Annotated in this window: 15 protein-coding genes; 6 read left to right on the forward strand and 9 right to left on the reverse strand. The window is 40.5% G+C overall.

The window, feature by feature from the left end; genetic code table 11:
• Positions 1–118 precede the first annotated feature (118 nt).
• Positions 119–490, reverse strand: a complete 372-nt coding sequence (locus PMAN_RS16095) for a winged helix-turn-helix transcriptional regulator (RefSeq protein WP_010556137.1) — start codon at positions 488–490, stop codon at positions 119–121.
• A 119-nt stretch (positions 491–609) separates the two neighbouring features.
• On the opposite strand from PMAN_RS16095, the gene PMAN_RS16100 reads away from it, so the two are divergent.
• Positions 610–1,191 carry an NAD(P)H-dependent oxidoreductase gene (locus PMAN_RS16100; protein ID WP_010556136.1) on the forward strand — a complete coding sequence of 194 codons (582 nt, stop codon included), beginning with the start codon at positions 610–612 and terminating at the stop codon, positions 1,189–1,191.
• A 241-nt stretch (positions 1,192–1,432) separates the two neighbouring features.
• On the opposite strand, the gene PMAN_RS16105 is transcribed toward PMAN_RS16100, so the two are convergent.
• A complete protein-coding gene (locus PMAN_RS16105) occupies positions 1,433–2,110 on the reverse strand; it encodes a hypothetical protein (protein ID WP_010556135.1) in 678 nt (225 codons plus the stop codon).
• Positions 2,111–2,218: 108 nt separating this feature from the next.
• On the opposite strand from PMAN_RS16105, the gene PMAN_RS16110 reads away from it, so the two are divergent.
• The 3 genes from PMAN_RS16110 (at position 2,219) to PMAN_RS16120 (ending at position 5,056) form a co-directional block, all read left to right on the forward strand.
• A complete protein-coding gene (locus tag PMAN_RS16110; RefSeq protein ID WP_010556134.1) occupies positions 2,219–3,094 on the forward strand; it encodes a LysR family transcriptional regulator in 876 nt (291 codons plus the stop codon).
• Between the two features lie 461 nt (positions 3,095–3,555).
• On the forward strand, positions 3,556–4,179 hold the full coding sequence (locus PMAN_RS16115) for a fused MFS/spermidine synthase (RefSeq protein WP_010556133.1): 624 nt from the start codon (positions 3,556–3,558) through the stop codon (positions 4,177–4,179).
• Positions 4,172–5,056, forward strand: coding sequence for a spermidine synthase (locus PMAN_RS16120; RefSeq protein ID WP_010556132.1), 885 nt, complete (start codon positions 4,172–4,174; stop codon positions 5,054–5,056). The genes PMAN_RS16115 and PMAN_RS16120 overlap by 8 nt, the downstream gene beginning before the upstream one ends.
• 53 nt (positions 5,057–5,109) lie before the next feature.
• Here the strand turns inward: PMAN_RS16120 and arfB are convergent, their stop codons facing one another.
• On the reverse strand, positions 5,110–5,523 hold the full coding sequence (arfB, locus tag PMAN_RS16125; protein ID WP_006793276.1) for an alternative ribosome rescue aminoacyl-tRNA hydrolase ArfB: 414 nt from the start codon (positions 5,521–5,523) through the stop codon (positions 5,110–5,112).
• A gap of 211 nt (positions 5,524–5,734) precedes the next feature.
• On the opposite strand from arfB, the gene PMAN_RS16130 reads away from it, so the two are divergent.
• Positions 5,735–6,304 (forward strand): hypothetical protein, encoded by a 570-nt coding sequence (locus tag PMAN_RS16130; protein ID WP_006793277.1) that lies wholly within the window; start codon positions 5,735–5,737, stop codon positions 6,302–6,304.
• 62 nt (positions 6,305–6,366) lie between these two features.
• On the opposite strand, the gene PMAN_RS16135 is transcribed toward PMAN_RS16130, so the two are convergent.
• The 5 genes from PMAN_RS16135 to PMAN_RS16155 are packed head-to-tail and all read right to left on the reverse strand — an operon-like array spanning position 6,367 to position 10,965.
• Positions 6,367–7,113, reverse strand: a complete 747-nt coding sequence (locus PMAN_RS16135) for an SDR family oxidoreductase (RefSeq protein WP_010556131.1) — start codon at positions 7,111–7,113, stop codon at positions 6,367–6,369.
• 10 nt (positions 7,114–7,123) lie between these two features.
• A complete protein-coding gene (locus PMAN_RS16140) occupies positions 7,124–7,828 on the reverse strand; it encodes a histidine phosphatase family protein (protein ID WP_010556130.1) in 705 nt (234 codons plus the stop codon).
• Positions 7,828–8,901, reverse strand: coding sequence for a phosphotransferase family protein (locus PMAN_RS16145; protein ID WP_010556129.1), 1,074 nt, complete (start codon positions 8,899–8,901; stop codon positions 7,828–7,830). The genes PMAN_RS16140 and PMAN_RS16145 overlap by 1 nt, the downstream gene beginning before the upstream one ends.
• A 12-nt stretch (positions 8,902–8,913) precedes the next feature.
• Positions 8,914–9,735 (reverse strand): SDR family oxidoreductase, encoded by an 822-nt coding sequence (locus PMAN_RS16150; protein WP_010556128.1) that lies wholly within the window; start codon positions 9,733–9,735, stop codon positions 8,914–8,916.
• A gap of 9 nt (positions 9,736–9,744) precedes the next feature.
• Complete coding sequence (locus PMAN_RS16155; protein WP_010556127.1) at positions 9,745–10,965, reverse strand: acyl-CoA dehydrogenase family protein; 1,221 nt, start codon at positions 10,963–10,965, stop codon at positions 9,745–9,747.
• Positions 10,966–11,080: 115 nt separating this feature from the next.
• On the opposite strand from PMAN_RS16155, the gene PMAN_RS16160 reads away from it, so the two are divergent.
• Positions 11,081–11,989 carry a LysR family transcriptional regulator gene (locus PMAN_RS16160; RefSeq protein ID WP_010556126.1) on the forward strand — a complete coding sequence of 303 codons (909 nt, stop codon included), beginning with the start codon at positions 11,081–11,083 and terminating at the stop codon, positions 11,987–11,989.
• 57 nt (positions 11,990–12,046) lie between these two features.
• Here PMAN_RS16160 and PMAN_RS16165 read toward each other — a convergent pair whose 3' ends face one another.
• Entirely contained in the window at positions 12,047–12,919 is an 873-nt protein-coding gene (locus PMAN_RS16165) for a bile acid:sodium symporter family protein (protein ID WP_010556125.1), read from the reverse strand.

Here is a 12,919-nt window from a genome sequence, read left to right on the forward strand (position 1 = left end):
TAGACAAAATGTGATTTAACGTAATTATTCTATAGGTTGCAGAGTTACCCTAAATTCGAGGCTTGCTCATCTGATGCGGAAAGACCACTGTTAAATATTGACTTGGAACAGGTAAAAACTACTTTGAATTTAACTCTATCCCATTCGCCTCAGACCATTTTCTTAAATCATCTAAAATAGAAAGTGCTGATTTGCCAAAATCAGTAAGTTCATATGTAACAGCTATGGGTCTGTCGCTTATAACCCTTCTAATTACCATACCTTCTTCTTCAAGTTCCTTGAGACGTTGATCAACCATTTTTTTTGTTGCGCCGCCTAGCATTCGAGCTAAATCATTAAATCGGACTGGCTCATCTTTTAAATGATAAATGATTGATCCTTTCCATTTTCCACCGATCAAACGCATACCTTTTTCAATCGCGCAAGGCTCCATGCACGCGTTATAAACTTTTTTTCTTCCCTTAGTATCTGTTTTTATATAACTTTCCACAGTTGCTCACTCATTTTACTTAGGTTACTAAAAGTATACTAATTGATAGTTGTATGTAGGTATATAAAATATACCACGGTTAAGCACTCAGAATAAATTTTATTTTTGGAGAAACTCAAATGAGCAATATTTTAATTATTAATGGTCACCAATATTACCCTTTTTCAGAAGGTAAGCTAAACGCTACGCTAGTAGAAAAAGCAGTTTCTATATTAGAGGCAAAAGGCCACAAAACTCGCGTAGTTACGACCTTAGAAGAGATTAATGTTGAGAAAGAACTTGAAAATCATCAATGGGCTGACATCGTTATTCTTCAAACCCCGGTAAACTGGATGGGTGTTACTTGGTCATTCAAAAAATACATGGATGAAGTTTATACAGCGGGTATGGGTGGTGCATTATGTGTTGGTGATGGTCGTGACGCATCTGCACCTAAAAAGAACTATGGCATGGGTGGCACACTAACTAATACAAAATACATGATGTCTCTAACGTTAAATGCGCCAGAAGAAGCGTTTAATGATGAAAACGAATTCTTCGATGGAAAATCAATTGATGACCTATTATTCCCTATGCATATGAACTTCAAGTTTTTTGGTATGAAGCCTATGGAAACATTTGCATGCTTTGACGTGATGAAAAATGCCGATGTTGAAAGCGACTTCAAACGTTTTGAAGCTCACATTACCAAGCATTTTTAAGGGGCAGTTATGAGCGTTGAATATACTACTAAATTACACGCGGGTACTGACTTCCCTGCAGTAGCCAACGAGGGTCAAATCTTGACTTCAGACATCAAAACTTTTGACTGGCTGCTCTTCGCTCATAACAGCCAGTCATGCATTTATAATCTTTCCATCTAAACGCTTACTTCAGGTATCAGCCACTACACGTCACGCTTCAATATTGAGCAGTGGCTGTCATTGTATATAGGGTTATAGATTAATTAACTCCAAAATCGCGAGTTTCTAAATAGCTTGGGGCGCTTTTGAAACAGGCTTTTAGCTTACTGGTAAGCGCTGTTTCTGGTGCATCACACATTAACTTGCCATTATATTTCTCGTTAGTTAGTGCTACTAAAATTAACGAGTCATAGCTTGGTTTACTTTGTATTTTATGAATTACCATCCCCTGCTCTGCTGAAACCTTTATTAAATCAAACTCTTCTTTTTCAGGTTGTGTTATAGCGATCTTTTTTACATATAACGGATTTTTAAAGGTCAGCTTTGTCGAAAACAAAGGCGTACCTCCGCGCTCAAAATGGCCATTAAACACAGTGGTATTTAATGTGGGTGTCAGCTTATTTATTAATAAATTTAAATCAAATTTGGTGGGTAAAATGGTGATCTGAGTTTGTTTTTTTAGTGACTCGTTCAGTGTTTTTTTAATTATTTTAAGGTGGGTGTCATCTGTAGTTACTTCGTACACTATTTGGTAGTTGTGTGGGGGGGCGTATAAAGGCATGTGGCTGGCAAGTATTTTATCGCCGGCTAATATAAGCGCCATGCCATGAAACCCCACATAACTGTGGGTTTTATGTGTGTTGTGTGCATTGTGCTGAGGGTCGCTTGCAAGTGCTGCGCTCGACAATAAAATAAAAAATAGCAGTATGTGTTTCATGTTAATGCTCAAAAAATAAATATAGCGCCACTATAAGCTGATTTTTATATATAAATAATCGATAATAAGTTGTTAGTTGTTTCCTATTAATCAATACGGTTTGGTGCTATGCATTTAGATGACATTGAAAAAGTAATCCATATGGCGAGTTCGCAAAACCTGCACACAACCGCTAAACATTTTAATATTACCCCAGGGGCGCTGTCTAAAACGCTAAAAAAGGTTGAGGCAAACTTAGCCACGGAGCTGTTTAATCGTGTTGGCAAAACCTTAGTACTTAATGATAAAGGCAAAGAGTTTGTTAAGCACAGTAGCGATTTAGTTCATAATTACCAGCAGCTTACTAGCCGCTTTAAAAACGATAATCATAAATTTAATGCAGTTATTGCAGGCCCTGCCATTTTACTTAAAAGTGGTTTAAAAAAGTTACTTATCCCTCTTGGCAACCTGCCTTGCTCGGTACGTATTAATAATGTGTTTGAAGGTGAAGCTATAAGCCAAGTGGCGTCGGGCGCTGCACATATTGCGCTAGTTACTCGCGAGGCATTAAATAATAGCTTACACGCTAATTTAGTGGCGGTTGATTTATTTAATACTGGGTTTAGTTTGGCTGGAGCCGCTGGGCATCAGCTAGTACAAACTGGTTCTTTAACGCTTAATAAAAATCAATTACTGCACGCAGCTTTTGCATGCCCGCTGTTTTCGCCATTGTGCGGCCTTGAACAAGGAATAGGCTCCGACGGCTGGCAAGACGATATTGCACCGCGCAATATTGTATTTAGATGTAGCGATTACAGTGCATTAATAGAGGTAGTACAAAGTGGCTTAGCGTTGGCGTATTTACCAAATTTTGTGATTGATGATTTAGGGTTTACAAAATTAACTGTAAAGGGGGTTAACAGTCATTACAATGAAGACATTGTGTTAATTTATAAACCATCGAAGGCCGATGGGTGGCTTAATAAACTCATGTATTCGTTATAAAAAGCGCTTTAGCCACTACACTAAAGCGCTTTAGGATGAAAACTACATTACAAAATAGCCAGGTGGTTAAAAATACTAACCCGCAATAATACTTAATTACTTTGCGGGGCTAAAGGTGGAAATACCTGCTTAAAAAAACTCTCATTTACGACTGCACAGATGCAGAAGGTAGAGCAAAGCAGGAGCAATTGCCGAGAGCAACCAAATAACAAATATTTTGGCTGGCTATCAACACGTTTTCCACACTCAAGTAGATCACTTAATCAAGCGAAATGGTACAAGTACAATTAAGCGACAACACAACAAAATAAATTATGTTATATTATAACAAAAATGATAACACAATAAATTAATAAGCAATACTTTTTTTTATTCCTACAAACGGCTAATTATTACACTAGCGACTCTGATGGCATCACGTTAGTATGGTGCTCTACTTATAGTTACATAACGATAAAAACATGACTTTAAAAACAAACGCTTTGATTTACTTTTTAGCCTTTTGCAGTGGCTTTTGCATTATGGGGATTGAGCTTTTAGGAGGGCGCATTTTAGCGCCTTACTTTGGCAGTAGTGTACATATTTGGGGCAGTATTATTACTGTGTTTATGCTTAGCTTGTCGTTTGGTTACTTGCTTGGCGGTAAGCTTAGTACAAAAAATGCGTCGCTGACTAAATACGGATTAATATTTTTAGTTGCGAGCATTATGGTTGTGCCTATTACGTTGTTTGCTGAGCCCATAATGGCATTTATTTTTACCCATATTGAAGATAGCCGTTATGGCTCGTTACTCGCTTCTACTGCGTTGTTTTTTATTCCAACCATTATATTAGGTATGATTTCGCCGTACTCAGTAAGGTTGCTGGTTACCGACAGCGAAAGAAGCGGCCAAGTTGCAGGTATTTTGTATTTTGTAAGCACGCTTGGCAGTGCCTTGGGCACTATTATTACCTCTTTTTACTTTGTACTCGCGTTTGATGTAAACACCATTATTAGTGCCTTTGCTACTACGTTGGGTGTGTTAGGTGTTGTTGCAATTGCTGTAAACAGTGCTGCTAATAATAAGGAGCTTGCGCATGCTTAAATATGTATTTTTAGCACTTAGTGTGTTTTCAGGCGCTGCTTTAGCTAATGTTATTCACGAAGAGCGCTCTTTATACCGAAATATTATTGTTGATGAAACTCGCGATTTACGCTGCTTAAAATTTAACACTAAAAGTAGCCAAACAAGTCAAAGTTGCATGTACAAAAACGACCCCGACAAGCTCGTTTTCAACTACACAAAGCTTACTTTTGCGAGTTTATTAGTAACCGAAAACCCTAAAAATGTATTAATTATTGGGCTTGGGGGAGGCACATTGTCGAATGTTATTCATGAGTTATACCCTGCGGCTAAAATACACAATGTAGAAATAGACCCCGCTGTATTGAGTGTGGCTCGCGACTACTTTAGCTTTATTGAAAACGATAAAGTGACATCTAGTGTTCAAGATGGCCGTATTTTTATTAAACGCGCGGCTATTAAAAAGAAAAAGTACGATTGGATCATTCTTGATGCGTTTAACGGTGACTACATTCCTGAGCACCTGTTAACCAAAGAGTTTTTTGAAGAGGTTAAAGGTGTGTTGGCTGATGGCGGCGTAGTTGCTGCAAATACATTTTCGAGTAGTAAACTATACGAGCATGAGTCGGCAACTTACCATAGCGTGTTTGGCGATTTTATTAACGTAAGCCGCGCTAATCGAAGCAACCGTATTATTTTAGCGGGTATTAAAGCTATGCCAACTAAGGCTCAACTTAACGAACGTGTTAAAGCGCTTGGGCCCAAGCTTAAAAAATATGATGTAGATATAAACGCCATAAGCAATTACATGCAGTACACACAAGATGAGCAAGATTGGCCTAAAAATACCAAAATTCTAACCGACCAATACTCTCCTGCTAACCTACTTAACTTTTAATATGTAATGCGCCTTGCACTAATATAGCTAGGCGCATCCATTTAGGTTTATTGCTAAAACTTAATATTACCGCGCAATGCTTTTGTTTGGCCGTGTTTAGTTTTTTTATCCATGCGTTTACGCTGCGAATTACGGCTTGGTTTAGTTGCACGGCGGGCTTTATTGACCTTGGTAGCGCTTAATATGAGATCTTTTAAGCGTTTTAACGCGTCTTCGCGGTTAAGCTCTTGGGTACGGTGGCTTTGTGCTTTAATGATGAGAACACCCTCTTTGGTGATCCTCGAATCGTTTAAAGCAAGTAAACGTTCTTTGTAAAAGTCTGGTAATTTAGAGCGATTAATATCAAAACGTAAATGAATAGCGCTGGCGACTTTGTTAACGTTTTGGCCACCGGCACCTTGAGAACGAATAGCGGTGAGCTCTAATTCCCACTCATCAATAGTGACTGTATTTGAAATTGTTAACATTGCGTTCAGTTTCCGTTGCTAAAAATGCATTGTACCATTTGTACATTGACTTAGGGTGAATAAGCTAAATAGGCGGTTAATGCAAAGTTGAGTAAACATTTACGCCAATAAATAAATTTAGATTGGCATAGGCAATTATTTAGTTTTTAATTGCGCAGCCCTTATACGGGCCTAATATAATAATCGATTTTCGATAATAGGAAGTACCTGCATGAAAAAATTACTTGTATCACTGAGCTTGTTAGCAATGAGCTTTTCTGGTTTTGCTAAAGATATCACCGAAGGTGATTTACAAAGCTACATGAAAGCCTTACCTGCTGTAACAAGCTGGGCGAGCTCTCAAGACGCGTTAAAAAACGTAGACTTAGGCAGCATGCTAGGTGCAACCGCAGATCAAACTACAGCAGAGCAAGGCGCGCTTGCAAATACAGCCCTCAATATGATTAAAGAGCAATCACTGTATAAAAGCTTTGCGAGCGTAACAACTCGCTATGGCTTTACGCCTGAGCAGTTAATTACCGTGGGTTCTGAAGTGTCTATGGCATACATAGAAAACCTTAAATCGGGTTTGTCTGATGAAAATAAAGAAACAGCAAACAAATTAATGGGTGGTTTTCAAAGCATGAAAAGCGCTAAAGATAAAGGCGCTACATCGTTAATGGGTTCGTTAGGTAATGCGTCAAGCGCTGCTGATACAACCGAGTCACTTGTTAGCGAAAGTAATTTAGCATTAGTAAGCGAATACATGCCACAGCTTAAAAAGTTGTTTGCACTTTTATAAGTATTAAACAATTAAAAAAGGTGGCATTTGCCACCTTTTTTAATACTTAAAATTTATAACACTCACGACATTTTACGAATTGTACTCAGCGGTGCTATGCGTAAAATCCAATGCAGGAATGCCCAAGGCCAGCTTGGCACAAAGCTGTTGGCTTTTTCTTTATTTATTGCTTTTACCAGTGCTTTGCAGCCAGTTTCGGTATCAACAATAAACGGCACTGTTTTTACTTTTTCGTTTATTTCGCTTCTTATAAAACCTGGATGTACACAGCTTACTTTTATAGGCGTGTGCATTACATCTATGCGTATGCCCTCACTTAATGAGGTAATAGCCGCTTTAGTGGCGGCGTAAACGGTCATGGCGCGTCTAAAACCACGTACAGCACTAATAGATGAAATAGTCACTAAATGACCATAGTTTTGCGCTCTAAAAATTTCCATTGCGGCCTCAGCTTGCGCAAGTGCGGCCACAAAGTTAGTTTGTGCGGTTTGTTTGTTGGCATTAAAATAACCCGTACCAATAGAGGCTCCTTTGCCCATCCCTGCATTTATAATTACTCTATCAAGGCCGTTAAGCTCATCTTTAAAGGCGTTAAATACGCTAAATACTTGCTCGTGGTCGTTAACATCAAGTACTTTTATGCTAATGGTTATATTTGGGTTTATTTGTTCAAGCTCACTTTTTAGCTGCTCTAACAGCTCAAAGCGCCGAGCACATAAAGCAAGATTACAACCTTGTTTTGCAAACTCTTTTGCCATGCCTTTGCCTAAGCCTGAACTTGCACCTGTTATTAGTATGTTTTTGCGCATAATTAGATCCTTAGGTGTATGTAATTAATTTTTGTTGTGGGTGGCACTCTAAAAAGTGATGTTCGTTTAAACTGCTAATGCTTAACTGACGGTTTGCCCCTTTGCCGCGCGCCACTACTTTGGTTACGCCTGCGTTTACTAAGTTCCAATTAATATCAATAAAGCGCTCGAGCTTTAGCCCCATTAAATGGCTGGTTATAATGCTAATAGGCCCGCCAGAGGTGTAAATAAGTACTTTTTTACCGTGGTTTTCATTGGCTATTTGTTCAAGTGCGCCCAGTACACGCGCAGTAAATGCATTAAAGCTTTCGTTATATTGAGTGCTGTCGGGATTGAGTACCCATTGCTGTATGGCGCTAATAAATACCGTTTTAAAGTATTCCATAGGCTCGGCTTGCTTGCTAAGTACCGCGCGAACTTGGCTTGGGGTGGCAAGCTTTGGGTTATAAACGGCTAAAATATGCTCGTGATCGTATTCGTTTAATCGCGTATCGTTTATTAGTACCGGCGCATTATTAGCACTTGCTAAACTCAGCTCTGCGGTTTGATTATGGCGCAGCATACTGCCAGCAAATACAGCATCGGGTGTTAGCTGCTTTTGTGCTAAATATTTACCCAGTAGTGTGGCTTGCTGTTGTCCTTTTGTTGAGAGTGTATCGTAATCATCAGCCGAAAAACTGGCCTGCCCGTGGCGTACTAAATATAAAATACACATTAGACTTTACCTTGGTTGTTAATGGCTTTTTTACAGCGCCATAAAAGGTAATGTACAAACACCCAAAAGTGTTTAAAGGCGGGGTTTTTAGTTTGCCCATGGTGATAGCGGTAATAAATTTGCTGCACAATGCCGGCAAGTCTAAATAGTCCGTACACTTCGTAAAAGGTAAAGTCACCTACGGTTATATTCATTTTTTTACAGTAGTAGGCCACTACTTCTTTGCGCGTTAGCATACCCTCTAAGTGAGTGGGTTGACGGCGCGTGGCTTGGGCTAAAAAATCATCTCCTGGCTCTACCCAGTAAGCCAATGTATTGCCCAAATCCATAAGTGGGTCGCCAAGGGTGGCAAGTTCCCAATCTAAAATACCCAGTACGTTGGTGTAGTCGTTTGCATCAAGCACAACGTTATCAAACCTAAAGTCGTTATGTGTTATGCAAATGCGCTCGTTACTTGGCATGTTGTTTTCAAGCCATTTAATTACTTTTTTGCCGCTGGGTACATTCCAAGTTTTGGCTTTAGTAAAGCGCTCGCTCCAGCCGCTAATTTGGCGCTGTGTATAGCCTTCGCCTTTGCCTAAATGGCTTAAGTTGGCCTGTTTGTAATCTACTTTGTGTAACTCTACTAGGCAGTCGAGTACGTTTTCGCACAGCTTTTTGGTGCGCTCGGGCGTGGGGGTTAATCCGCGTGGTAAATTTTTACGCGGAATTATCCCCGTAAGCTTTTCCATAACGTAAAAGTCGGTGCCGAGTATGTTTTCATCGTCGCAAAACGCCTCCATATTTGGCACATAGCCGTAAACTGGCTTTAGCGCCTGCTGAAGTTTAAACTCGCGGCCCATATCGTGTGCGCCTTTGGCTTTGGTGCCTTTGGGCGCACGGCGTAAAATAAGCGATTGCTCTGGGTACTCTAGGCAGTAGGTCCAGTTTGATGCCCCCCCTGCGTATTGAGTAACACTTGGCTCGCCAGTTAATTGTGTAATGTGTTGTTTAAGCCAGGCATCTACCTTTTGGGTGTCGAGCTCTTCGCCTTGGCGTACGTTTTTGGCTTGATCTAATAATTGTGTGTTCATTGCTAGCCTTTATTATTTTGATTTTAAACGTTGCATAGAGCGTGTTTTTTTCAGCATGTTTTTAATGTACCACTCAACGGGGAGTAGTTTTTTCATTAAAAAGGCCTGTTTACCTAATTTATGGGTCAAAATTAAAAATGGGCGTTTAAGTGACTGCTTATAAATAATATCGGCAACTTGTTGTGCGTTTATGGGGGAGCGCTCAAAGGCACGGTTAAGCATGGTTTTCATGGCCGGCTCGCTAGTGCGCATTGATTCATCAAGATTGGTTTTAAAAAAGCTTGGGCACACTACGCTTACATCTATATTATCGTGGGCGAGTTCAAGCTTTAGGGTTTCGCTAAAGCCAATAACCGCTGCTTTTACGGCGTTATAACTGCTCATAAACGGAATAGGGGTAAGCCCTGCTTGTGAGGCTATATTAATAAAGTAGCCACCGCCTTGTTGCACAAAGGCGGGGTAAAACGTTTGGCACACCCGCACCATAGAGAGCAAATTAATATCCATAATCCACTGCCATTGCTCAAGCGATTCGCCCTCAAGCGAGCCACCCGTGGCTACGCCTGCATTATTTATAACAATATCTACGCCCTGCCACTTGGTTTGGATAATATCGTAAAGCCCCTTTACATCTGCTTGCTTGGTTACATCGCAGGCGTAAAAAAAAGCATCGGCTTTTAGTGCTTGCAGCTCACTAATGGTTATGGCTGCACGCTCGGCGTTTATATCGGCAATACAAATTTGTAAGTTAGCGCCCAAATTACTTGCATAACTCAGGGCTAACGCTTTACCCAGCCCTGTGGCTCCACCTGTTATTATTAGTCGTGTTTTCATGGTGTTGCCTTAGCGGTATTTGTTAAGTTCGAGGCGCGAAACCATGCCCATATGTACTTCGTCTGGGCCATCTGCAAGGCGTAAAATACGCCCCATTGCATTAAACGAGGCAATAGGAAAGTCGCTCGACACCCCTGCGCCACCAAACACTTGTATTGCCATATCTGAGACCATTTGCAGCATATTAGGCACGACTACTTTTATGCTCGATATTTCGGTCATGGCGTGTTTAACGCCTTGAGTGTCTATTTTCCATGCCGCGTGTAGGGTTAATAAACGGGCTTGATCTATTGCCATACGCGCTTGCGCTACACGTTCTAAATTACCGCCTAATTTAAGTAAGGGTTTACCAAAAGCGCTGCGCGACAGGCCTCGTTTAATCATGAGTTCTAAACAGCGCTCTGCTGCGCCAATTGCGCGCATACAATGATGAATTCGCCCAGGCCCTAAGCGCCCTTGTGCAATGGCAAAGCCTTTGCCTAACCCTAAAATAAGGTTTTGTTTTGGTACGCGTACGTTATTAAATTCCATTTCACCGTGGCCGTAGGGGGCATCAAAATCGCCACAGGCACTTAGCATACGCTTAATGTTTACACCGGGTGTGTTTAGCGGCACAAGTACCATTGAATGCTGGCTGTGTTTATCGTTTTCGGGGTTGGAAAGCCCCATAAAAATAGCCACCTGTGCATTAGGATGACCAAGGCCGGTGGTCCACCATTTTTTGCCATTTAAAATCAGCTCGTCGCCATCAACATCTATAGTTGCTTGCATGTTTGTCGCATCTGATGAAGCGACATCGGGCTCGGTCATGGCAAATACAGAGCGTATTTCGCCATTTAATAATGGGGTTAACCACTGTTGTTTTTGTTCATCGTTTGCAAAATGATAAAGCACTTCCATATTGCCGGTGTCGGGCGCGTTACAATTAAATATTTCTGAGGCAAATAAGCATTTACCCATTTGCTCTGCAGTAGGGGCGTATTCTAAGCAGGTTAAACCTTGTGCTAGTTCTTCATCGGGTAAAAATAAGTTCCACAGGCCAGCGGCTTTTGCTTTCGCTTTTAATGGCTCAATGTGCTCACTTAGTTGCCAAGTGGTCCAATCGTTTGAATTATTTTTAGCATGGTTATGCGCAACTACTGCTTGCTCAATAGGCAAGATGTGTTCATCCATAAAGGCGGTTACACGCTTTAAGTAGTCTTGGCTTTTTTGGCTTGGCTCAAAGTTCATTAGGGTTGCCTGTTTATTTTTTAGTTAACCCAGCATAAAACATTCGCCCCAATGAATTAAATGAAATATATTACCAGTTAAGTGTGAATTACATTCATAGTGTGGGCGGGTAATAATGATTGAAGCTAAAAATATTCAGCAGTTGGATTTAAATTTACTTAAAATATTTGAATGCCTATACCGTGAAAAAAACATGAGCGAAACCGCAAAGGTGCTGTACATAACGCCCTCAGCAGTTAGCCATGCTATAAAACGTTTGCGCAGTGTATTAAACGATCCGTTATTTGAGCGCCAAGGGCAATTAATGCTGCCCACCCCTGCGTGCCAACGTATGGCACCCGATCTAATAGATTTACTCGAAAAATTACGCCAAGTGCTACAAGCCTGCGGTGACTTTAATTTAGAGACCACTGCGCAAACCTTTAAAATAGCTCTGCACGATGCAATAGAGCCTATTGTTTTGCCTAAATTGCAACTTGCACTGGCAAAACATGCTCCCAATGCAAGCTTAGCGAGCGTAAAATTAAGCCGTGAAGATATGCATAAGCAATTAGCTAATCATCAAATAGATATGGCAATTGATGTAGCACGGCCAATAAAAGCGCCCATTAGCCATGCTGTTCTTTCAAGTGATCACTTTTGTGTACTCATGAAAAAAAACCACCCGCTTAAAAACCAACTCAATATAGACAATTATTTAGCTGCTAAGCATGTGGCGGTATCTAACCGGGCAACCGGTACTGTTATTGAAGATATTGCGTTATTGCAATTGAGTTTTAATAGGCAGGTGGCTATACGTTGTCAAAATTATTTTGCCGCGAAAGAGGTAATAAAAGACGCGCCATTTTTACTTACTTTACCTTCAATGGTTGCCAGTCAATTGTTGGATGACACACTAATAGCAAGGCCTGTGCCCACCACTATGCCTGCTATTTATCAGCATTTATATTGGCATCAGAGCACTGATAAAGACGACGCTTTAGTATGGTTACGCGGGCAAGTGCAGCATATTTTTAAACGTTAATAGCTATAAAAAAAGCGCCAAATTTAGTGAACTAAATTTGGCGCTTCGCATTATTTTTTAAGCGTTTACAAGGCGTTTGTTTTTAAACTTAAGCCCAGCAATTAATAACAGCGGCCCAATAAACATGGCAAGGCCATATACACCACCAGTTACGGCATACTCAGGCTTATTTAAAAAGCTTATAGCAATTAAAATAGCCAGCGATGCGTTTTGAATCCCTACTTCAATGCCGAGTGTTAACGAATCAGTTAAAGATAGTTTTGAAAGCTTTGCTATTAGCAAGCCAATGATCATTGAACCAATATTAAGTGCTATACACGCCCAAAATACATCGTTAAACGAGCTTGCCAGTAAGGCGCGTTCTTTTATTACTAGCGCGGCTATCATGGCGAGCATAAAAAATAACGAAAAGCGCCTAAAAAACGGCTCGCTTTTAATCGCAAATTCGCTTTTAAAATGGCGCAGGCTTATGCCTATGGCTACAGGCACTAAGGTGATTACAAATAGCCCAAGTGATGTAGTTAATATTGAAAAGCTGGCATCGTCTTGCGGCGCAAATTGGTGCATGGCAAAGCCAATAATAAACGGTGTGGTAATAATGCTAATAGCAGTTGAGGCAGCGGTTAAGCTTACCGAAAGCGCTAAATTAGCTTTTGCTAGCTGGCTCACTACGTTTGACATAGTACCGCCAGGGCACGCGGCTAAAATCATTAACCCTATTGCAATTGGTGTGGGTAAATTAAGTAAATAGCATAAACCTAAAGCCAATAGCGGCATGGCGATAATTTGGCCTACCAAGCCCATAGCAATTGCTATGGGCTTTTTAAAAAGTCTTGTAAAGTCAGTAGTTGTAAGGCCTAAACCCATACCAAACATAATGAGCGCTAAGGCTAGGGGTAATATTATTTCTGTTAAAAAAGATGCATTCAA

The organism is Pseudoalteromonas marina, from assembly GCF_000238335.3.
In the GTDB taxonomy this organism is placed as follows: Bacteria; Pseudomonadota; Gammaproteobacteria; order Enterobacterales; family Alteromonadaceae; genus Pseudoalteromonas; species Pseudoalteromonas marina.